The organism is Sporosarcina sp. FSL K6-5500 (assembly GCF_038005665.1).
GTDB lineage: Bacteria > Bacillota > Bacilli > Bacillales_A > Planococcaceae > Sporosarcina > Sporosarcina psychrophila.
On the sequence record NZ_JBBOTP010000001.1, the window covers coordinates 1,916,331 to 1,937,308 of the forward strand.

Below are 20,978 nucleotides of genomic sequence, written 5' to 3' on the forward strand. Positions count from 1 at the left end.
TAGATCCAGGCGCCAGCCCCTTGGGTCATAAGCCGTTTTGCTGTGTGGCTGAAGTACGCCTCCTCGCAAACCGTCTTATGCCTGTCGGTGGCCTACAGGATGTAGGTCATGCAGCTGTTGCCACAGGAAGTGGCGCATTTAGGCTGCGTTCATTTATTATAGGCGCTTACGCTTTTCGTTAGAAGAAAAATAGGAGGTTTTTTGATGATTCGGATAGGACAAGGTTTTGATGTGCATAAATTTGAAGAGGGTCGCCCACTTATCATTGGTGGTATAACGATACCGCATGACAGGGGGCTGACAGGGCATTCTGATGCGGATGTGCTTTTACATACTATTACTGATGCAGCACTTGGAGCAATCGCTGAAGGGGATATCGGCCGTCATTTCCCAGATACAAGTGCTGAATTTAAAGATGCTGATTCTACGGTGCTATTAGAAAAGATTTGGGCTCTTGTAGAAGGGAAAGGCTATAAACTTGGCAATATCGATTGCACGATTATCGCGCAAAAGCCGAAGATGTCACCTTATATTGAAGTAATTCGTAAACGTATTGCTGAGCTATTGAAAGCGGATATTTCACAAGTGAATGTTAAAGCGACGACAACGGAACAATTAGGCTTCACTGGAAGAGAAGAAGGAATTGCTTCTATGGCGACGATTCTGCTCATTAAGGCGTAACACCTTTTAAACAGCCCTGGCAAGTGGTAAAATAGCAAACAGTAGTAAAATCAGATTGGAGAGAATTCATATGACTTCAGAAGTACGCGTACGTTACGCGCCAAGTCCAACCGGCCATTTACATATTGGGGGGGCACGGACAGCACTTTTTAATTATCTTTTTGCACGTAACCACGGTGGGAAATTCATTGTTCGAATCGAGGATACAGATACTGAGCGTAATATCGAAGCGGGAGAACTTTCTCAACTTGAAAACTTAAAATGGCTTGGCATCGATTACGATGAATCGGTCGACATTGGTGGTCCATACGGTCCCTATCGCCAAATGGAACGTCTTGACCTTTATACAAAATATGGTCAAGAGATGTTGGAAAGCGGTCATGCTTATAAATGTTTCTGTACATCAGACGAACTAGAAGCAGAGCGCGAAACGCAGAAGGCTGCTGGAATTGCGGCACCAATGTACGGTGGTAAATGCCGGAATTTAAGTGCAGAAGAAGCGGCAGCAAAAGAAGCTGCTGGACTTACACATACTATTCGCATGCGTGTACCAGAAAACGTAACGTATAAAGTGGAAGACTTAGTTCGTGGAACCGTATCATTCGAATCTAAAGACGTCGGCGACTGGGTTCTTGTAAAAGCGAATGGCATCCCGACTTATAACTTTGCGGTTGTTATCGATGATCATTTGATGAAAATCAGCCATGTATTCCGCGGTGAAGAACATTTGACGAATACACCAAAACAATTGATGATTTTTGACGTCTTTGGCTGGCAGTCTCCGCAATACGGCCACATGACACTCATCGTCAACGAAGACCGTAAAAAACTTTCAAAACGTGATGAATCGATCATTCAATTCATCTCTCAATATAAAGATCTTGGGTATCTACCTGAAGCAATGTTCAACTTCTTTGCGCTGCTTGGCTGGTCGCCGGGTGGAGAAGAGGAGATTTTCACGCACGAAGAACTTATCAAGATGTTCGACGTAAGCCGTCTATCTAAATCCCCTTCCATGTTCGATAAACAAAAACTGACATGGACGAACAATCAATACGTGAAAAAGATGAATCTTGAAGAAGTAATTGATTTTGCATTGCCACATCTGCAAGATGCCGGTCTCATTAATAAAGAAATGACTGAGTCAGAAGCTGCATGGGCACATGATTTAATCGCTCTTTATCAGGATCAGTTAAGCTTTGGCGCGGAAATTGTTGAATTATCTGCCCAGTTTTTCGATCACGAGATTGAATATGATGAAGAATCCCAAGCTGTACTCGCTGGGGAGCAAGTGCCTGAGGTAATGGCTGCATTCAAAGAAAAGCTGGAAGCGCTAGAAACATTCGATGCTGCATCTATTAAAGACGCGATTAAAGCAGTCCAAAAGGAAACGGGCCATAAAGGGAAAAACTTATTTATGCCGATTCGTGTTGTAACAACTGGTCAAATGCATGGACCTGAATTACAGGCATCTATTGCATTGATTGGGAAAGAAAAAACAATTGAACGAGTCGCTAAATACGCAAAACAATAACGTTGACTTTCATCGTTTGAAATGTAAAATGAAAGTTAATAACTAAACCGTAGAAAAGGATAAGTACACATTGCAAGCTCTTCAGAGAGGATCATCATCGGCTGTAAATGATCTGTGCCTCTGTAATGTGGAAATGCCCCTTTGAGTGCTGTGCCGAAAGTATAAGTAGGCCGGACGCATCGCCAGCGTTATAGGCGTCAAGCGGGAAGGCCAACACCTTCCAAGCGGAGTGGAACCGCGCATTCAATGCGTCTCTGTCATTTATTTGACGGGGACGTATTTTTTTTATGAGAAAAGCGAAATCGGCCGTGTAGATGCGACAGGCATAAGACGGACCTGCGAAGCGGAGCACTATCCCGCGTAGTAGGGCTGGCTTATGACCCGAGCATCTGGCCGATGTAGCTAGACAAGAAAAGCGGAAGCGGCCTTTACAAATGAACGCAGCTTAAGTGCACCACTTAAGAGGAAGGCAGTCTAAAATCGCGACGTCTTGTCGCAACGACTGCATGACCAGCTTCATGCTGGCCTTGGCAACAAAGAGGGATGTAGTTCAATCCCTCTCCACTGCATGACCTACATCCTGTAGGCCTGCGACAGGCATAAGACGGACCTGCGAAGCGGAGCACTATCCCGCGTAGTAGGGCTGGCTTATGACCCGAGCATTTGGTCGCTGGAGTTAGACACAGAAATTATAGGGGGGAACGAGTTGTTTCAGAGAATGAAAGAAGACGTTCGATGTATATTTGAACAGGACCCGGCAGCACGTACTGTTTTTGAAGTTGTTCTAACTTACTCAGGTTTACACGCATTATGGTCTCATCGTATTGCACATGCTTTATATAAACGGAAGTTGTTGTTTTTGGCACGGCTCGTTTCGCAAATTAGCCGCTTTTTCACAGGTATTGAAATTCATCCTGGTGCAAAAATAGGGCGTAGGTTTTTCATAGATCATGGAATGGGTGTTGTAATTGGGGAAACATGTGAAATCGGCAACGACGTCACTATTTACCAAGGCGTGACTCTTGGTGGTACAGGTAAAGAAAGCGGCAAACGGCATCCGACACTTCATGATAATGTACTTGTTGCATCGGGTGCTAAAGTGCTCGGTTCCATAACGATTGGTGAAGGCAGTAAAGTAGGAGCGGGTTCAGTTGTCCTGAAAGACGTCCCGCCGGAATCGACGGTTGTAGGTATTCCGGGGAAAGTCGTCATTTCGAACGGTGTTAGAGTGAAGAGTAAACATGATCACCGTGACATGCCGGATCCTGTGGCGGATAGATGCCAGACACTTGAAGATGAAATTAGTGAATTGAAAAATAGGCTCGAACATTTAAATGTTTCCAAAGTAAAGGAAGGAGATTTATCATGACAATTCAAATTTACAATACGCTGACACGCAAAAAAGAGCCTTTCATTCCATTGGAAGAGGGCAAAGTAAAAATGTACGTTTGCGGTCCCACTGTTTACAACTACATTCATATCGGAAATGCGCGTCCGGTTATCGCTTTTGATACAGTGAGACGCTACCTTGAATATCGAGGGTATGATGTAACGTACGTTTCGAATTTCACGGACGTTGACGACAAGATTATTAAAGCGGCTAATGAACTAGGGGAAGAGGTCGGCGAGCTAACAGACCGCTTCATCGCTGCTTACTTTGAAGATGTTTCAGCGCTCGGTTGCGGTAAGGCTGACGTACATCCGCGTGTGACGGATCATATCGAAGACATCGTCAAATTCGTGAAAGTACTAATCGATAAAGGTTTCGCTTATGAATCGCAAGGGGATGTCTACTATCGTACGCAGAAATTTGAAGGCTACGGAAAGTTGTCCCACCAATCGACGGATGAGTTGAAGGTCGGTGCACGTATCGAAGAGGGCATCAAGAAAGAAAATCCACTGGACTTTGCCTTATGGAAAGCTGCTAAGGCTGGCGAAATTTCATGGGAAAGTCCATGGGGATTGGGACGTCCGGGCTGGCATATCGAATGTTCTGTTATGGCAAGAGAACACCTTGGCGATACAATAGATATTCACGCAGGTGGCCAAGATTTAACGTTTCCACATCATGAAAATGAAATTGCGCAATCCGAAGCGATGACAGGCAAACAATTTGCGCGCTATTGGATGCACAATGGTTACATTAATATCGACAACGAAAAAATGTCTAAATCACTTGGCAATTTTGTTCTTGTGAATGATATTAGGAAGCAGATTGATCCGAAAGTACTTCGCTTCTTTATATTGTCAGTTCATTACAGACACCCAGTCAATTTCTCGCAAGATCTTGTTGTCAGTGCAGAGAATGGACTTGCGCGTATCCGTACAGCGTACAATAATTTGAAGCACCGACTTGCGACGTCTGCGGATCTCGGCGATCAGAAAGATATCTGGATTCATAAAGTGGATGAAATCAAGAACGACTTTGAAGTGGCAATGGATGATGACTTTAACACAGCAAACGCTATCGCATCGGTATTCGAATTAGCGAAACTGGCAAACGTCTATTTAGTAGAAAAAAACACACAATCCGATGTGCTAGAGCATTTCATCCGCACATTTGACGGACTACTGACGGTTCTTGGATTGCCGATGGACGAAGAAACAGGACTGTTGGATGAAGATGTCGAAGCGTTAATCGAAGAACGACTCGAAGCTCGCCGTAACAAAGACTTCAAGCGTTCGGATGAAATTCGTGATGAATTGAAAGCGCAAGGTATCATTCTAGAAGATACAGCACAAGGCATGCGCTGGAAAAGAGGATGAGCAACGTATATAACTTACGTGATATAGATGTGAAACAAATAAAAGCACTGGCTCTTGCCTACATGGGCGACGCGGTGTACGAACAGGCGATACGGGAGCACCTTTTGCGTTCGGGGCGTGTAAAACCGAATGTGCTGCACAGAGAAGCAACGCATTATGTCTCCGCGAAATCACAGGCAGCTACACTCAAGATGATGCAGGCATCAGGCTTTCTGACGGAAGAAGAAGAGGCGGTCATGAGACGTGGTCGCAATGCGAAATCTGGTTCAGTACCTAAAAATACGGATGTCGTAACGTACAATTACAGTTCAGGCTTTGAAGCGGTCATCGGTTATTCACACTTATTAGGAAGAACAGAACGCGTGCAAGAAATAATCAGTGAGGCAATTCGATTTATTGAAATGCCGAAGGAGGAAGAGTCAAAATGAATGAACATGAAAACGAAAATGAAGTTGAATCTGAATTAATCGGCGGGAAAAATCCAATTGTAGAAGCACTGCGCTCGGGTAGGGAATTAAATAAGATATGGGTTGCTGAAGGACTTAATATGAAAAGCATCGGTGAAATCCTATCGTTGGCAAAAAAAGCAGGAATTATCGTGCAGGCGGTCCCGAAACAAAAGTTGGATGGTTTGCTTGATGTAAATCACCAAGGGATTGTCGCTTCGGTTGCGGCTTACGAATATGCGGAACTCGAAGATCTATTTACTGTTGCAACCGAGCGTGGAGAAGATCCATTGTTCCTTATTCTTGATGAACTTGAAGATCCTCATAATCTGGGCTCCATATTACGGACAGCTGACGCGTCGGGTGTTCACGGAGTCATTATACCAAAACGCCGTGCTGTCGGGTTGACGGGTGTTGTTGCAAAGTCATCCACTGGTGCAATCGAACATATCCCTGTCGTGCGTGTGAACAATCTTTCGCAAACGGTGGAGGACCTGAAAAAACGTGGTGTTTGGATTGCGGGGACAGATGCTGCTAAATCGGTGGATTACAGACTAATGGATGCGACTCTTCCGCTTGCTATCATTATTGGAAGTGAAGGGAAAGGAATGTCGCGTATTTTGAAAGAGAAATGCGATTTCCTCTATCATTTACCGATGGTTGGGCATGTTACATCATTGAACGCGTCTGTAGCAGCCTCCCTTCTTATGTACGAGGTACTGCGCAAGCGTCAACCGCATACGTCTGGCAGATGACAACAGATATACTCCTAGTCGATGGATACAATATCATCGGAGCATGGGAGGAGCTGGGCGGGATGAAGCGGAAAAAGCTCGCGGATGCACGTGACCGTTTGATCGAAAGAATGGCAGAGTACAAGGCGCATACAGGGTGGCGGGTCATTATTATTTTTGATGCGCATCTTGTGCCAGGTATTGAAAAAAAGAAACGGCATCACAATGTCGAGATTGTCTTTACTCGGGAAAAAGAAACAGCAGATGAAAGAATTGAAAAGCTCGTCTCTGAATTGAAGGGGAGACGGGTACAAATTCATGTAGCTACATCAGATTTGACAGAACAATGGGTCATTTTTGCGCATGGTGCACTCCGAAAGTCAGCTCGTGAGCTAGAACTTGAAGTAAATAAAATCGATGATCTCATTACGGCAAAAGTGAAGGCAATCCAAGGGCAGCGGCCGCTTTCGAAGATTCCTTTAACTGACGAAGTTGCTGAAATATTTGAAAAATGGCGACGAGGAATGAAATGAACGGTTGACGTAAAAATTTCCCATACGGTATACTTGTTATATAATAGTGATAACGAACCGGGGTGATCCAGGTGGTGGAGAAAACATACGTTGAAGGCAGCATATCGGATTTCACCGGATTATCCGACGGGGAAATCATAGCAATCATCCACGAAGGTAACACGGATGCGCTTAATTTCCTTATTAGGAAGTACCAATCTTTTGTTAGATTGAAAGCGCGCTCATACTTTCTTATCGGTGGAGACCGGGAAGATATCATTCAAGAAGGTATGATCGGCCTGTACAAAGCAATTCGTGATTTTAAAGAGGATCGATTGAGTTCATTCAAGGCGTTTGCGGAACTTTGCATCACGCGGCAGATTATCACGGCTATTAAAACTGCGACAAGGCAGAAGCATATCCCGCTTAATACCTCGGTGTCATTGGACAAGCCGGTATTTGACGAAGAGTCCGATCGCACATTGCTCGACGTAATAGCCGGGCCAGTATTGGATGATCCTGAAGGCCTCATGATTCACAGGGAAGATTTTGTTCAAATGGAAGATGAAATGAACAAAGTACTAAGTGGTCTTGAGAAGCAAGTACTGGCACTGTACTTAGACGGCCAGTCTTATCAGGAAATTTCCGAGGAGCTAAACAGGCAAGTTAAGTCTGTAGACAATGCGCTTCAGAGGATAAAACGTAAACTCGAGCGGTATATGCAAGTTGATACAGTGCGGTAGACGTCCATTTCCCTTGTATTGACATCATGAATGGTAGATGGTACCCTTTAGCAAGACTATGAGAAGATGTTCAAGAAGTCAGGGGACATAAGGTTGCAGCACTATTTATCAGCTTTTATCTCTGCTCCTAGCGCATTTTAACATGCGTTACCTCGACTCTTTTCGGATTTAGAACATTGAGTCGTGAGGGGTGAGGGAATGTCTAAAAAAATTATTTTAAGTTGCGATACATGCGGATCACGAAACTATTCCGTGCCGGCACGGAAAGATAAGCCAACAGAACGTTTGTCGATTAAAAAGTTTTGCAGGCATTGCAATGCACATACATTGCATAGGCAAACGGCATGAAGCGGTTAGTTAGGAAGCAGGATCATACTTATATTCGGAGGTTTACGGTATAATGAGCAAGTTAACTGGTTTTTTCAAAGACGTTGGCTCGGAAATGAGAAAAGTCAGCTGGCCGAGACGTAAAGAATTAACGCGTTACACAATTGTTGTTCTTTCGACAGTCGTTTTCATGGCAGTCTACTTCGGACTTGTTGACCTTGGCATTTCACGAGTGTTGGAATGGTACATTGCGTTATAATAAAAGCACTATAAATATTCCCCTTGAAAAATATCCCGTCTGACAGTATGAACGGGATTTTTCAATTGCCTAAACTCCAGCGTCTCTTTAATCCAGGCGCTTGCGTTTTTATTTAATTGTAGGGAAAAAGGAGGGACGGACGTTTAGTCCTCGTCACTATGGATATGGAAAAAAATTGGTACGTCGTTCATACGTACTCCGGTTATGAGAATAAGGTGAAAGCCAATCTGGAAAAACGTGTTGAAACGATGGGTATGTCTGACAAGATATTCCGAGTTGTCATCCCGGAAGAAGAAGAAACGGATTTCAAAGATGGTAAAAAACGCACGGTCCTGAAAAAGACGTTCCCAGGTTATGTTCTTGTGGAAATTATTATGACGGACGATTCCTGGTATGTTGTACGTAACACACCGGGCGTGACGGGTTTCATCGGTTCGTCAGGCGGCGGCGCAAAACCGACACCACTACTTCCTGAAGAAGTCGAATTCATCCTCAAACAAATGGGTGTTAAAGAGCGTAAAGTTGAAATTGACTTCGCGCTTGGCGAAATGGTTGAAGTACTTGAAGGACCATTTGCGAACTTCCAAGGTAAAGTGGAAGAAATTGATGAAGATAAAGGTAAAGTGAAAGTATCTGTCGATATGTTCGGCCGAGAGACAAATATGGAACTCGACTTCGAACAAGTACAAAAAATATAAACGTTTACCACTTGCATATATCGTGAAATAGTGGTATCATTTCAAAGGTCAGACTGTAAACAAATGGTCTGGACGAACTATCAAATTCTACCGACGTAAGTCGGCAGGCACATATGAGTGGGAGGGGCAACCCTATTACCACATCACGGACTTAAGGAGGTGTGTCTCGTGGCTAAAAAAGTCATTAAGGTTGTTAAATTGCAAATTCCTGCAGGGAAAGCGAATCCGGCTCCGCCAGTTGGACCGGCGTTAGGACAAGCAGGTGTGAACATCATGGGATTCTGTAAAGAATTCAATGCGCGTACTGCAGATCAAGCAGGTCTTATTATTCCTGTTGAAATCTCTGTATTCGAAGACCGTTCATTTACTTTTATTACAAAAACTCCACCGGCAGCAGTTTTGCTGAAGGTTGCAGCTAATCTTACAAAAGGTTCAGGTGAACCGAATAAAAAGAAAGTTGCTACTGTGAAACGTGATAAAGTTCGCGAAATAGCAGAACAAAAGATGGAAGATTTAAACGCGGCGTCAGTTGAAGCAGCGATGGCAATGGTTGAAGGTACTGCTCGCAGTATGGGAATCACGATCGAAGACTGATCTTGATTTTATAAATCAATAGTTGTTTGTAGTGGGGGTTGCGCTTGTTCTCCGGAGCGCGCAACCCTTATTCGTGGGAGGTTTAACCCGTTAAAACCACAATCGAGGAGGAAATATTAAATGGCTAAAAAAGGTAAAAAGTTCACAGAAGCTGCAAAGCTAGTTGAACACATGAAAGCATACGGCGCTACTGAAGCGATCGAACTTGCGAAAAAAACAAGCACAGTTAATTTCGACGCAACTGTCGAAGTTGCATTCCGTCTTGGAATCGACACTCGTAAAAATGACCAACAAATCCGTGGGGCAGTAGTACTTCCAAACGGTACTGGTAAAACTCAACGCGTTCTCGTTTTTGCTAAAGGCGAAAAACTTAAAGAAGCTGAAGCTGCTGGTGCAGACTATGCAGGCGATGCTGAATATATCGCTAAAATTCAATCAGGTTGGTTTGACTTTGACGTTATCGTTGCAACTCCTGACATGATGGGTGAAGTAGGGAAAATTGGTCGTGTTCTTGGACCAAAAGGACTTATGCCTAACCCGAAAACAGGTACAGTAACATTTGACGTAGCGAAAGCTGTAGCAGAAATCAAAGCAGGTAAAGTTGAATACCGTGCGGACAAAGCTGGAATCATCCACGCTCCAATCGGGAAAGTTTCATTCGACGATGCTAAACTTGCGGAAAACTTCGCAACTGTTTTTGAAACTGTTCTTAAAGCGAAACCAGCTACTGCAAAAGGAACATACATGAAGTCGGTTAACATTACGACGACAATGGGTCCTTCTGTAAAAGTTGATCCTTCAAGCGTAGCAGTAAATAAATAATATTGACAAACAGATAATCTTTTGATAAGATGATTTTTGTTGTGAATATAACCATTTGTACCGTAGACAGCAGGAGCGCATGCCGCTTAAATATTCCTGCCGAGGACAAGACGCTCTTTTTCTTTTAAAAGATGACGACTTTTCAGCCCTCAGTCTACTTAGGTAGATTGAGGGCTTTTCATACCGGTATAAGTGACCCAAACTTTTTAGGAGGTGTCCAAATGAGCACAGTATTAGAAGCTAAACAAGCAGTAGTTGGTGAAATTACTGATAAGTTGAAATCAGCAGCATCTGTTGTTGTTGTCGACTACCGTGGTCTGACTGTAGGTCAAGTTACGGAACTTCGTAAACAACTTCGTGAAGCAGGTATCGACTTCAAAGTTTATAAAAACTCGATGTCACGCCGTGCTGCTGAAGCTGCAGGACTTGAAGGGTTGAACGAACATCTAACAGGCCCTAATGCGATTGCATTTTCAAACGAAGACGTTGTTGCTCCTGCAAAAATCCTTAACGATTTTGCAAAGAAAAACGATAAGCTTGAAATTAAAGCTGGCGTAATCGAAGGTCTACTTGCATCAGAAGCAGACATTAAAGCATTGGCGGAACTTCCGTCACGCGAAGGTCTACTATCTATGCTTCTCAGCGTACTTCAAGCTCCAATGCGCAACTTTGCGCTTGCAACAAAAGCAGTTGCAGAGCAAAAAGAAGAACAAGGCGCTTAATAAAGCAGCCTGAAATACCACTTGCGGGTTAAGCCCGACAAAAAAAGAATATTAGGAGGAAATTATAATGACTAAAGAAAACATCCTTGAAGCGATCAAAGAAATGACAGTACTTGAATTAAACGACCTTGTAAAAGCAATCGAAGAAGAGTTTGGCGTAACTGCTGCTGCACCTGTTGCAATGGCTGGTGCTGGTGCTGCTGCTGAAGAAGAGCAAACTGAATTCGAAGTAATTCTTACTGCTGCTGGACAAGAAAAAATCAAAGTTATCAAAGCAGTTCGCGAAATTACAGGCCTTGGCTTGAAAGAAGCGAAAGCAGTTGTTGATGAAGCTCCAAAAGCAATCAAAGAAGGCGTAACTAAAGATGAAGCTGAAGAAATCAAAGCGAAGCTTGAAGCTGTAGGCGCAAGCGTCGAAGTTAAGTAATTTTTGAATAATGAAGAAAAGCTTGTCGGATTTGGGCAAGCTTTTCTTCGTTTTTTTATCTGAACTTGTGACAAGCAGGTCATCGAACCGATAGTGTACGTAAGCTATCTTATTTTTTTGCGTTTCAAGTCTCTATACGAGGGGGAAGACTGGTATGTCTGAACATTACTACTCGGAAAATCCGAAAGTGAAGAGTGATCCAAAAGAATGGTCTGCAGAGTTACGCGGAAAAACATTTCGATTTAAAACGGATGCTGGCGTGTTTAGTAAAGGTGAAGTGGATTTCGGTTCGCAACTTTTAGCTGAGGCTTTTGTCTTGCCGGAAACGGAAGGTTTAATTCTCGATATTGGTTGTGGGTATGGTCCAATTGGTTTATCGATTGCCGCATCTTTTCCGGAACGGAGCGTTCACATGGTCGACGTGAATGAACGTGCACTCGCTCTTGCTGCGCATAATGCAAAACAAAACGGCATTTCAAATGCAGAGATTTATCCAAGTGATGCATTATCCGATGTCACGGCAGAGGGGTTTGCTGCAATTTTGACGAATCCGCCTATCCGTGCAGGAAAAGAGACGGTATTCAAATTTTACGAAGGCGCTTTTTCGAAACTTAAAGTTGGCGGTGAGTTGTGGATCGTCATTCAAAAGAAACAGGGTGCACCTTCGACGATAGATTGTTTAACAGGGCTATTCGGCAATGTTGAGACAGTCGTTAAGAAGAAGGGTTATTATATTTTAAGAGTCGAAAAAAATTGACTCGATAGTATTGATATGGTAATGTTATAAAATGCATAAATTATTATAGTGCGGTCGTATGCCCTTTTGCATGAATAATGGAAATGAAAGGCATACTGACAATGTATAAAAGATGGTAAAACCGAAAATGAGCTCTTGCCAGAACTCGTTTTCTTTTTGTTTTTTCGATATCATACACTATTTTTGTGGTTTCGCAAAGAACTAATATTGTTTTATAAGGGGTGAAAGAGTTGACAGGTCATTTAGTTCAGTATGGTCAACACCGTCAGCGGAGAAGTTTCGCACGGATCAGCGAAGTGCTCGATCTGCCGAATCTGATTGAAATCCAGACGGCATCTTATGAGTGGTTCTTAGAAGAAGGACTGCTGGATATGTTCCGCGATATTTCTCCGATTCAAGACTTTACGGGAAATCTATCGTTGGAGTTCATCGATTATACTCTTGGGGATCCTAAATACCCTGTAGAGGAATCGAAAGAGCGTGATGTAACGTTTGCAGCGCCGCTACGTGTAAAAGTTCGTCTCCACAATAAAGAGACGGAAGAAGTAAAAGAGCAAGATGTCTTTATGGGTGATTTTCCGCTCATGACAGAAAATGGTACATTTGTTATTAATGGTGCGGAGAGGGTAATTGTCTCCCAGCTCGTCCGGTCCCCAAGTGTTTATTACAGTGATAAAACGGACAAAAACGGTAAACGTGGTTTCGGTGCAACTGTTATTCCGAATCGCGGTGCTTGGCTTGAGTATGAAACAGATGCAAAAGATGTTGTTCACGTCCGTATTGATCGGACACGTAAGTTGCCAGTTACAGTACTCCTTCGTGCACTAGGATTCTCATCCGACCAGGAAATCATTGATTTAATCGGTGATAATGAGTATTTGCGCAACACACTTGAAAAGGACAACACTGAAAGCTCTGAAAAAGCATTGCTTGAGATATACGAACGTCTTCGTCCAGGTGAGCCACCAACACTAGATAGCGCGAAGAACCTTTTGTTCTCACGATTTTTTGATGCAAAACGGTATGATTTAGCGAATGTAGGTCGCTATAAGATGAATAAGAAGCTTCATGCACAAAATCGCTTGTTCAACCAGGTTGTCGCTGAAACACTTGTCGACCCTGAAACTGGTGAAATTCTGCTTGAAAAAGACCAACTCATCGATCGCCGTGCATTGGACCGTCTTCTTCCGCATTTGGAAAAAGGAATCGGTTTCGAAGAGATCACTCATGCAAGTGGAGTTCTTGACGAAAAAATAACAATCCAGTCCATCAAAATTTATTCTCCGAAAAGTGAAGAAAAACAAGTAATCAACGTAATATCGAACGCGTATGTCGATGATTCTATCAAGCATGTAACGCCGGCAGATATCGTTGCTTCAATTAGTTATTTCTTCAACCTTCTTCATGGTGTGGGTAACACGGATGATATCGATCATCTCGGTAACCGTCGTCTACGTTCAGTGGGTGAACTTCTTCAAAACCAGTTCCGTATCGGGCTTTCTCGTATGGAACGTGTCGTAAAAGAACGTATGTCCATTAATGATACGCAGTCAATCGTACCGCAACAGCTGATTAATATTCGCCCCGTTATCGCATCTATTAAAGAGTTCTTTGGTAGTTCTCAACTTTCTCAGTTCATGGATCAGACGAATCCGCTTGCCGAATTAACACATAAACGCAGGCTGTCTGCACTTGGACCTGGTGGTTTGACAAGGGAACGTGCAGGAATGGAAGTACGTGACGTGCATTACTCCCATTACGGACGTATGTGTCCAATTGAAACACCAGAGGGACCGAATATCGGACTGATTAACTCACTCTCTACGTTTGCGAAAGTGAATAAGTTCGGATTTATTGAAACGCCATATCGAAAAGTTGATCCTATCTCTGGTCGGGTCACTTCTAGAATCGATTACTTGACTGCGGATGTAGAAGATAATTACGTCGTAGCACAAGCAAACGCAATACTTGCAGAAGATGGTTCTTTTGTTAGTGAAGGAGTCGTCGGTCGTTTCCAAGGGGATAACACTGTCTTTAAACGCGAACAAATTGACTACATGGACGTTTCGCCTAAACAAGTAGTTTCTGCGGCAACAGCATGTATTCCATTCCTTGAGAATGATGACTCTAACCGTGCCCTTATGGGAGCGAACATGCAACGTCAAGCAGTCCCTCTTCTCAATCCGGAATCACCTTTCGTAGGAACTGGTATGGAACACATATCAGCACGCGATTCAGGTGCAGCTGTACTTGCGAAGTTTGATGGAATTGTCGAACATGTCGAGGCTAGAGAAATTCGTGTTCGTCGTATTGAAACAGTTGATGGAAAAGAAGTAAAAGGCGATCTTACAATATACCGTCTTGAAAACTTTATCCGTTCGAACCAAGGGACATGTTATAACCAACGTCCAATTTGTAGTGTAGGGGATCGCGTTAAACCTCTTGATATTCTTGCAGATGGTCCTTCAATGGAGCAAGGAGAGCTAGCGCTTGGTCGTAACGTTCTGATGGCATTTATGACATGGGACGGCTACAACTATGAAGATGCGATAATCATGAGCGAACGTCTTGTGAAAGATGATGTCTATACTTCGGTCCATATCGAAGAATACGAATCTGAAGCGAGAGATACGAAACTTGGTCCTGAAGAAATTACGCGCGACATTCCGAACGTTGGTGAAGATTCGCTTCGTAACTTGGACGACCGTGGAATTATTCGTATCGGAGCCGAAGTTCGTGATGGTGATATTCTTGTTGGGAAAGTGACTCCGAAAGGCGTAACTGAACTGACTGCTGAAGAAAGACTTTTACATGCTATTTTTGGTGAAAAAGCACGTGAAGTCCGTGATACATCCCTCAAAGTACCGCATGGCGCGGGTGGGATCGTTCTAGATGTGAAAGTATTTAATCGTGAAGATGGCGATGAATTGCCACCGGGCGTTAACCAATTGGTCCGCGCATACATCGTTCAAAAACGGAAAATTTCCGTTGGGGACAAAATGGCTGGACGTCACGGAAACAAAGGGGTTATTTCCCGCATCTTACCTGAAGCGGATATGCCTTATTTACCGGACGGCACACCAATTGACCTCATGCTTAACCCGCTTGGTGTTCCATCACGTATGAACATCGGACAGGTTCTTGAAATGCATCTTGGCATGGCATCTCGTACCCTCGGCATCCATATGGCGTCTCCTGTATTTGATGGGGCGAACGAACAGGATGTTTGGGAAACGATGGAAGAAGCCGGGATGGATCGTGACGGAAAAACTATTCTGTATGACGGTCGTTCAGGAGAAGCTTTCGATAACCGTGTATCAGTTGGTGTCATGTATATTATCAAACTGGCCCACATGGTCGACGATAAACTTCACGCCCGTTCAACAGGGCCATACTCACTCGTCACACAGCAACCACTGGGCGGTAAAGCTCAGTTCGGTGGACAACGTTTCGGTGAGATGGAAGTGTGGGCACTCGAAGCTTATGGGGCAGCTTATACGCTTCAAGAGATTCTGACTGTGAAGTCGGATGACGTGGTAGGACGCGTGAAGACGTACGAAGCGATTGTTAAAGGCGAAAGTGTTCCACAACCAGGTGTTCCAGAATCCTTTAAAGTTCTTATAAAAGAACTTCAAAGTCTTGGTTTGGATGTTAAGATGCTATCGATTGATTTTGAAGAAATCGAGTTACGCGATCTTGATGAAGACGATGATATGCAACCAACAGATGCTTTGAATCTTATAAAAGAAAATCAGCCTGTTTGATTAGCCTAGTGAATGATATAAATGAATCTAAGGGGAAATTAACGTTTTCCCCTTTATCTTTTGAATATAAAGTGTGCGCTTGCTCGGAAAAGCCAATTGCAGCGATAAGACTAGAGGGAGGTAGGCTCCTTGATAGATGTAAACAATTTTGAGTATATGAAAATAGGGCTTGCTTCATCTGATAAGATCCGTTCATGGTCATATGGTGAAGTGAAAAAGCCGGAAACAATTAACTACCGAACATTGAAGCCCGAAAAAGATGGTCTGTTCTGTGAACGTATTTTTGGACCTACAAAAGATTGGGAATGTCATTGCGGAAAGTATAAACGCGTTCGTTATAAAGGCGTCGTTTGTGACCGTTGTGGAGTAGAAGTGACGCGTCAAAAAGTCCGCCGTGAACGCATGGGACATATTGAACTAGCAGCTCCAGTTACACATATTTGGTACTTCAAAGGAATTCCAAGCCGAATGGGTCTTATCCTTGATATGACACCACGTGCTCTGGAGGAAATCATCTATTTCGCGTCTTATGTAGTCGTTGACCCTGCGGATACTCCGCTTGAAAGAAAGCAACTTCTTTCTGAACGGGAATACCGCATCTACCGCGAAAAGTATGGTTCTAAATTCCAAGCGCTCATGGGCGCTGAAGCGATTGAACGTCTTCTTGCAGCTATCGATCTTGAAAAAGAGATGGAGTTCTTGAAAGAAGAATTGAAAACAGTTCAAGGGCAACGTCGTACGCGTGCAATCAGGCGTCTAGAGGTTGTTGAAGCTTTCCGTAACTCGGGCAATAAACCTGAATGGATGGTTCTTGAAGTGTTACCAGTCATCCCGCCGGAGCTTCGCCCGATGGTACAACTTGATGGTGGACGATTTGCAACATCCGACTTGAACGACCTGTACCGAAGGGTCATCAACCGGAACAACAGATTGAAACGCCTATTAGATTTAGGAGCACCAGGAATCATTGTTCAGAATGAGAAGCGGATGCTGCAAGAAGCAGTCGATGCGCTCATCGATAATGGTCGTCGTGGCCGTCCGGTTACAGGACCTGGTAACCGTCCATTGAAATCCCTTTCTCATATGTTGAAAGGTAAGCAAGGACGTTTCCGTCAAAACTTACTAGGAAAACGTGTTGACTATTCTGGTCGTTCCGTTATCGTCGTAGGACCTAACCTGAAAATGTATCAGTGTGGTCTGCCGAAAGAAATGGCGATTGAACTGTTTAAACCGTTTGTTATGAAAGAACTCGTTGAACGAGGTCTTGCGCACAACATTAAGAGTGCCAAACGTAAAATTGAACGCCTCCATTCAGAAGTGTGGGACGTTCTTGAAGAAGTCATTAAGGAGCATCCGGTCTTATTGAACCGTGCCCCGACTCTTCACCGACTTGGTATTCAAGCATTCGAACCAATCCTTGTAGAAGGGCGTGCGATTACGCTTCACCCACTGGTTTGTACAGCTTATAACGCTGACTTTGATGGTGACCAAATGGCAGTCCACGTTCCGTTATCCGCAGAAGCACAAGCGGAAGCGCGTCTACTTATGCTAGCAGCACAAAACATTTTGAACCCGAAAGACGGAAAACCGGTCGTTACGCCTTCTCAGGATATGGTTTTAGGAAACTACTACCTTACACTGGAACGTAAAGGCGCGTCAGGAGAAGGTACTTCATTCCGTGATGCGGATGAAGCACTAATTGCTTATCATAACGGTTTCGTGCATCTTCATTCACGTATCGCTATTCAGGCAAGGTCTTTGAATAATCCTACTTTCACTGAGGAACAGAATGCAAAACTTCTTATAACGACAGTCGGAAAAGTGATTTTCAACGAGATTCTGCCGAAATCGTTCCCGTATATTAACGAACCGTCAGACTTCAACTTGCAAATTGAAACACCAGACAAGTATTTTGTATCTGGAACTGTCAATATAAAAGAGCATGTTGCTGAACAGGAACTAATTGAACCGTTTAAGAAAAAAATCCTTGGAAATATCATTGCGGAGATCTTCAAACGTTTCCATATTACAGAAACGTCAAGAATGCTTGACCGCATGAAAAATCTTGGATTCAAATATTCTACTCGTGCAGGAATTACAATTGGTATATCCGACATTGTCGTTCTACCTAATAAAGATGATATCTTGCATGAAGCACAAGCAAAAGTGGATAAAGTGTTACAACAGTTCCGTCGTGGTCTCATTACAGAGGAAGAGCGATATGATCGCGTTATCTCTTACTGGAGCCATGCTAAGGATGTAATCCAAGACAAACTAATGGACTCACTTGACCACTCAAACCCGATTTATATGATGAGTGACTCGGGTGCCCGGGGTAACGCGTCAAACTTTACGCAGCTTGCTGGTATGCGTGGTCTGATGGCCAATCCGGCCGGTCGAATCATTGAACTACCAATCAAATCGTCATTCCGTGAAGGTCTGACAGTGCTTGAGTACTTCATCTCAACACACGGTGCTCGTAAAGGACTTGCGGATACTGCTCTTAAGACAGCCGACTCAGGTTACTTGACACGTCGACTTGTCGATGTTGCACAAGACGTAATTGTCCGTGAAGATGATTGTGGTACAGATCGCGGATTGGATATCGGAGCACTTATGGATGGAACGGAAGTAATCGAAGGTCTAGATGAACGTATCGAAGGCCGTCACACGAAGAAATCGATTTATCATCCTGAAACAGGCGCTTTGATTCTTAAACGAGATGGCTTGATTACTGCTGATGCAGCTCGTGCCATTTTGGATGCGGGACTTGAACAAATAACAATTCGTTCTGCGTTCACATGTAATACGAAGCACGGCGTTTGTAAATTATGTTACGGCATTAACTTGGCAACAGGTGAAACAGTCGAGGTTGGTGAAGCGGTTGGTATTATCGCTGCACAATCTATCGGTGAGCCGGGTACACAGCTTACAATGCGTACGTTCCATACAGGTGGAGTTGCGGGGTCCGACATAACACAAGGTCTTCCACGTATCCAGGAAATTTTCGAATCGCGTAATCCTAAAGGGGTTGCAGTTATTTCGGAAATCAAAGGTCAAATCATTGAAATTGATGAAATACGTGAAGGTCAGAAAGAAATTACGATTGAAGGCGAAGTAGAAACGCGGAAATATCTGACGCCATACAACGCCCGTCTTAAAGTTGATGTCGGTGATATGATTGACCGAGGTGAAGTCATAACAGAAGGTTCTATCGATCCGAAAGAACTGATTGTTGTTAAAGACGTCGTTACCGTTCAAGTCTATCTCTTGAAAGAAGTTCAAAAAGTTTACCGTATGCAGGGTGTTGAAATCGGTGATAAGCACATTGAAGTAATGGTTCGCCAAATGCTTCGTAAAGTGCGCATCATCGAAGCAGGGGACACGGATCTATTGCCAGGTTCACTACTCGACATTCACCAATTCTCAGATGCGAATGCGGAAGTACTTAAAGTCAATAAAATTCCAGCGACTTGTCGTCCTGTTATTCTCGGTATTACGAAAGCTTCACTTGAAACGGAATCCTTCTTATCAGCAGCATCATTCCAAGAGACAACTCGTGTCTTGACAGATGCAGCTATTAAAGGGAAAACGGACGAGTTACTAGGCTTGAAAGAAAACGTTATTATCGGGAAACTTGTTCCAGCTGGAACAGGAATGCAGCGTTACCGTCATATTGTAATGGAACAAGAAAAAGAAAAAGCTACAACTAAGTAAGTTATGATTCTGTAACTTAAACTGAAAACGGGGGAATACGAAAGTAACTCCCCCGACTTTTCGTTTATGTGTTGACAGTTTACCTTACAGGTGATAAAATACAAAAGGTTGATAGTTGGATGTCTGTACTTTGGAGGATATGGAAATGTCTTATGAAAAAGTCGAGCAGGCAAAGAAGACAATCATTGGTACAAAGCAGGCAGTGAAAGCAATCCGTGCAGGGGTAGTGATAGAGATTATTATTGCGCAGGATGCAGAAGAACGGATTATTGCTCCAGTAATGGAGGAAGCCAAACTTCGTGACATTCAAGTGACGTATGTTGATTCGAGAGATAAACTCGGAAATGCATGTGGCATTCAAGTCGGTGCAGCTGTGGTTGCGATTACTGATTAATAGTTTTTGTGCATTGAAGCACAAAGACTTTGTTTTTACCCCAAAAATGAACCACCTGGATGTGTGGTCTTACAAAAAGAAGTTCGAAAGGAGGAAAAACCGATGCCTACAATTAATCAATTGGTCCGTAAACCACGTAAATCAAAAGTGACGGGATCTAAATCACCAGCACTCGGAAAAAGCTATAACAGCTTCAAAAAGTCAATGACAAACGTAAACTCACCACAAAAAAGAGGTGTTTGTACGCGTGTTGGCACAATGACACCGAAAAAGCCAAACTCGGCTCTTCGTAAATATGCACGTGTACGCTTGACTAACCAATTGGAAGTCAATGCATACATCCCTGGTGAAGGCCACAACCTTCAAGAACACAGTGTTGTTCTACTTCGCGGAGGACGCGTAAAAGACTTACCAGGTGTTCGTTACCACATCGTTCGTGGAGCACTTGATACAGCTGGTGTAACTGGCCGTATGCAAAGCCGTTCTATGTACGGAGCTAAAAAACCTAAAGTTAAAAAAAGCTAATTAAAATAATCATGATTGATGGTTATTTAAGCGAAATCGCTTAAAAACCTTGAAAGGAGGAATACAACATGCCACGTAAAGGCCCTGTTGCAAAACGTGACGTACTTCCGGATCCGATTTACAATTCGAAGCTCGTTTCACGTCTTATTAATAAAATGATGGTTGACGGTAAAAAAGGTACATCTCAAAAAATCCTCTATGGTGCGTTCGAGCTTGTGAAAGAACGTTCTGGAAAAGATCCACTTGAAGTATTCGAAGCGGCACTTACTAATGTAATGCCAGTTCTTGAAGTTAAAGCACGCCGTGTAGGTGGAGCAAACTATCAAGTACCAGTTGAAGTACGTCCTGATCGCCGTACAACTCTTGGACTTCGTTACCTTGTTAACTACTCACGCACACGCGGAGAAAAAACAATGGAAGAACGTCTTGCGAATGAAATCCTTGATGCTTCTAACAACACTGGTGCTTCTGTGAAACGCCGTGAAGAAATGCACAAAATGGCTGATGCTAACAAAGCATTCGCTCACTATCGCTGGTAAGATTCAGCGATTCATTA

General features: G+C 43.5%; 21 protein-coding genes and 2 other annotated features. All 21 genes read left to right on the forward strand.

Features of this window, described 5'->3' with window-relative positions; translation table 11 throughout:
* Nucleotides 1-204 precede the first annotated feature (204 nt).
* Nucleotides 205-681, forward strand: a complete 477-nt coding sequence (gene ispF / locus MKX62_RS08850; protein ID WP_338654027.1) for a 2-C-methyl-D-erythritol 2,4-cyclodiphosphate synthase — start codon at nucleotides 205-207, stop codon at nucleotides 679-681.
* 70 nt (nucleotides 682-751) lie between these two features.
* The gene (gene gltX / locus MKX62_RS08855) at nucleotides 752-2,215 is read left to right on the forward strand and encodes a glutamate--tRNA ligase (protein WP_338654025.1); all 1,464 of its coding nucleotides are present in this window, start codon (nucleotides 752-754) and stop codon (nucleotides 2,213-2,215) included.
* 41 nt (nucleotides 2,216-2,256) lie between these two features.
* Nucleotides 2,257-2,474, forward strand: a binding site (T-box leader).
* Between the two features lie 447 nt (nucleotides 2,475-2,921).
* Entirely contained in the window at nucleotides 2,922-3,584 is a 663-nt protein-coding gene (cysE, locus tag MKX62_RS08860) for a serine O-acetyltransferase (RefSeq protein ID WP_067204694.1), read from the forward strand.
* Nucleotides 3,581-4,981, forward strand: coding sequence for a cysteine--tRNA ligase (cysS, locus tag MKX62_RS08865; RefSeq protein WP_067204697.1), 1,401 nt, complete (start codon nucleotides 3,581-3,583; stop codon nucleotides 4,979-4,981). The genes cysE and cysS overlap by 4 nt, the downstream gene beginning before the upstream one ends.
* On the forward strand, nucleotides 4,978-5,409 hold the full coding sequence (locus tag MKX62_RS08870; RefSeq protein ID WP_067204700.1) for a Mini-ribonuclease 3: 432 nt from the start codon (nucleotides 4,978-4,980) through the stop codon (nucleotides 5,407-5,409). Before cysS ends, MKX62_RS08870 begins: the two co-directional genes overlap by 4 nt.
* Nucleotides 5,406-6,182: a 23S rRNA (guanosine(2251)-2'-O)-methyltransferase RlmB gene (gene rlmB / locus MKX62_RS08875; RefSeq protein WP_067204702.1), complete on the forward strand. Its 777-nt coding sequence runs from the start codon at nucleotides 5,406-5,408 to the stop codon at nucleotides 6,180-6,182. Before MKX62_RS08870 ends, rlmB begins: the two co-directional genes overlap by 4 nt.
* The gene (locus tag MKX62_RS08880) at nucleotides 6,179-6,694 is read left to right on the forward strand and encodes an NYN domain-containing protein (RefSeq protein ID WP_067204704.1); all 516 of its coding nucleotides are present in this window, start codon (nucleotides 6,179-6,181) and stop codon (nucleotides 6,692-6,694) included. The genes rlmB and MKX62_RS08880 overlap by 4 nt, the downstream gene beginning before the upstream one ends.
* Nucleotides 6,695-6,768: 74 nt before the next feature.
* Entirely contained in the window at nucleotides 6,769-7,416 is a 648-nt protein-coding gene (gene sigH, locus MKX62_RS08885; protein ID WP_187047753.1) for an RNA polymerase sporulation sigma factor SigH, read from the forward strand.
* 198 nt (nucleotides 7,417-7,614) lie between these two features.
* Nucleotides 7,615-7,764 carry a 50S ribosomal protein L33 gene (rpmG, locus tag MKX62_RS08890; protein WP_082786457.1) on the forward strand — a complete coding sequence of 50 codons (150 nt, stop codon included), beginning with the start codon at nucleotides 7,615-7,617 and terminating at the stop codon, nucleotides 7,762-7,764.
* A gap of 52 nt (nucleotides 7,765-7,816) precedes the next feature.
* Complete coding sequence (gene secE / locus MKX62_RS08895; RefSeq protein WP_067204707.1) at nucleotides 7,817-8,002, forward strand: preprotein translocase subunit SecE; 186 nt, start codon at nucleotides 7,817-7,819, stop codon at nucleotides 8,000-8,002.
* Between the two features lie 164 nt (nucleotides 8,003-8,166).
* A complete protein-coding gene (nusG, locus tag MKX62_RS08900; protein WP_187046454.1) occupies nucleotides 8,167-8,700 on the forward strand; it encodes a transcription termination/antitermination protein NusG in 534 nt (177 codons plus the stop codon).
* Nucleotides 8,701-8,868: 168 nt separating this feature from the next.
* Complete coding sequence (gene rplK, locus MKX62_RS08905; RefSeq protein WP_067204710.1) at nucleotides 8,869-9,294, forward strand: 50S ribosomal protein L11; 426 nt, start codon at nucleotides 8,869-8,871, stop codon at nucleotides 9,292-9,294.
* 120 nt (nucleotides 9,295-9,414) lie between these two features.
* The gene (gene rplA, locus MKX62_RS08910) at nucleotides 9,415-10,116 is read left to right on the forward strand and encodes a 50S ribosomal protein L1 (RefSeq protein WP_067204712.1); all 702 of its coding nucleotides are present in this window, start codon (nucleotides 9,415-9,417) and stop codon (nucleotides 10,114-10,116) included.
* A 42-nt stretch (nucleotides 10,117-10,158) separates the two neighbouring features.
* Nucleotides 10,159-10,306, forward strand: a sequence feature (ribosomal protein L10 leader region).
* A 31-nt stretch (nucleotides 10,307-10,337) separates the two neighbouring features.
* Nucleotides 10,338-10,838, forward strand: a complete 501-nt coding sequence (rplJ, locus tag MKX62_RS08915; protein WP_067204715.1) for a 50S ribosomal protein L10 — start codon at nucleotides 10,338-10,340, stop codon at nucleotides 10,836-10,838.
* A gap of 67 nt (nucleotides 10,839-10,905) precedes the next feature.
* The gene (rplL, locus tag MKX62_RS08920) at nucleotides 10,906-11,265 is read left to right on the forward strand and encodes a 50S ribosomal protein L7/L12 (RefSeq protein ID WP_067204716.1); all 360 of its coding nucleotides are present in this window, start codon (nucleotides 10,906-10,908) and stop codon (nucleotides 11,263-11,265) included.
* Between the two features lie 154 nt (nucleotides 11,266-11,419).
* Complete coding sequence (locus MKX62_RS08925; RefSeq protein WP_067204719.1) at nucleotides 11,420-12,022, forward strand: class I SAM-dependent methyltransferase; 603 nt, start codon at nucleotides 11,420-11,422, stop codon at nucleotides 12,020-12,022.
* 230 nt (nucleotides 12,023-12,252) lie between these two features.
* A complete protein-coding gene (gene rpoB / locus MKX62_RS08930) occupies nucleotides 12,253-15,786 on the forward strand; it encodes a DNA-directed RNA polymerase subunit beta (RefSeq protein ID WP_067204721.1) in 3,534 nt (1,177 codons plus the stop codon).
* Between the two features lie 129 nt (nucleotides 15,787-15,915).
* Nucleotides 15,916-19,503 (forward strand): DNA-directed RNA polymerase subunit beta', encoded by a 3,588-nt coding sequence (gene rpoC, locus MKX62_RS08935; protein WP_067204724.1) that lies wholly within the window; start codon nucleotides 15,916-15,918, stop codon nucleotides 19,501-19,503.
* A gap of 145 nt (nucleotides 19,504-19,648) precedes the next feature.
* Entirely contained in the window at nucleotides 19,649-19,897 is a 249-nt protein-coding gene (locus tag MKX62_RS08940; protein WP_340741267.1) for a ribosomal L7Ae/L30e/S12e/Gadd45 family protein, read from the forward strand.
* A gap of 102 nt (nucleotides 19,898-19,999) precedes the next feature.
* Complete coding sequence (gene rpsL, locus MKX62_RS08945; RefSeq protein WP_067204730.1) at nucleotides 20,000-20,422, forward strand: 30S ribosomal protein S12; 423 nt, start codon at nucleotides 20,000-20,002, stop codon at nucleotides 20,420-20,422.
* A gap of 68 nt (nucleotides 20,423-20,490) precedes the next feature.
* Nucleotides 20,491-20,961, forward strand: coding sequence for a 30S ribosomal protein S7 (gene rpsG, locus MKX62_RS08950; protein ID WP_067204733.1), 471 nt, complete (start codon nucleotides 20,491-20,493; stop codon nucleotides 20,959-20,961).
* Nucleotides 20,962-20,978: the final 17 nt, after the last annotated feature.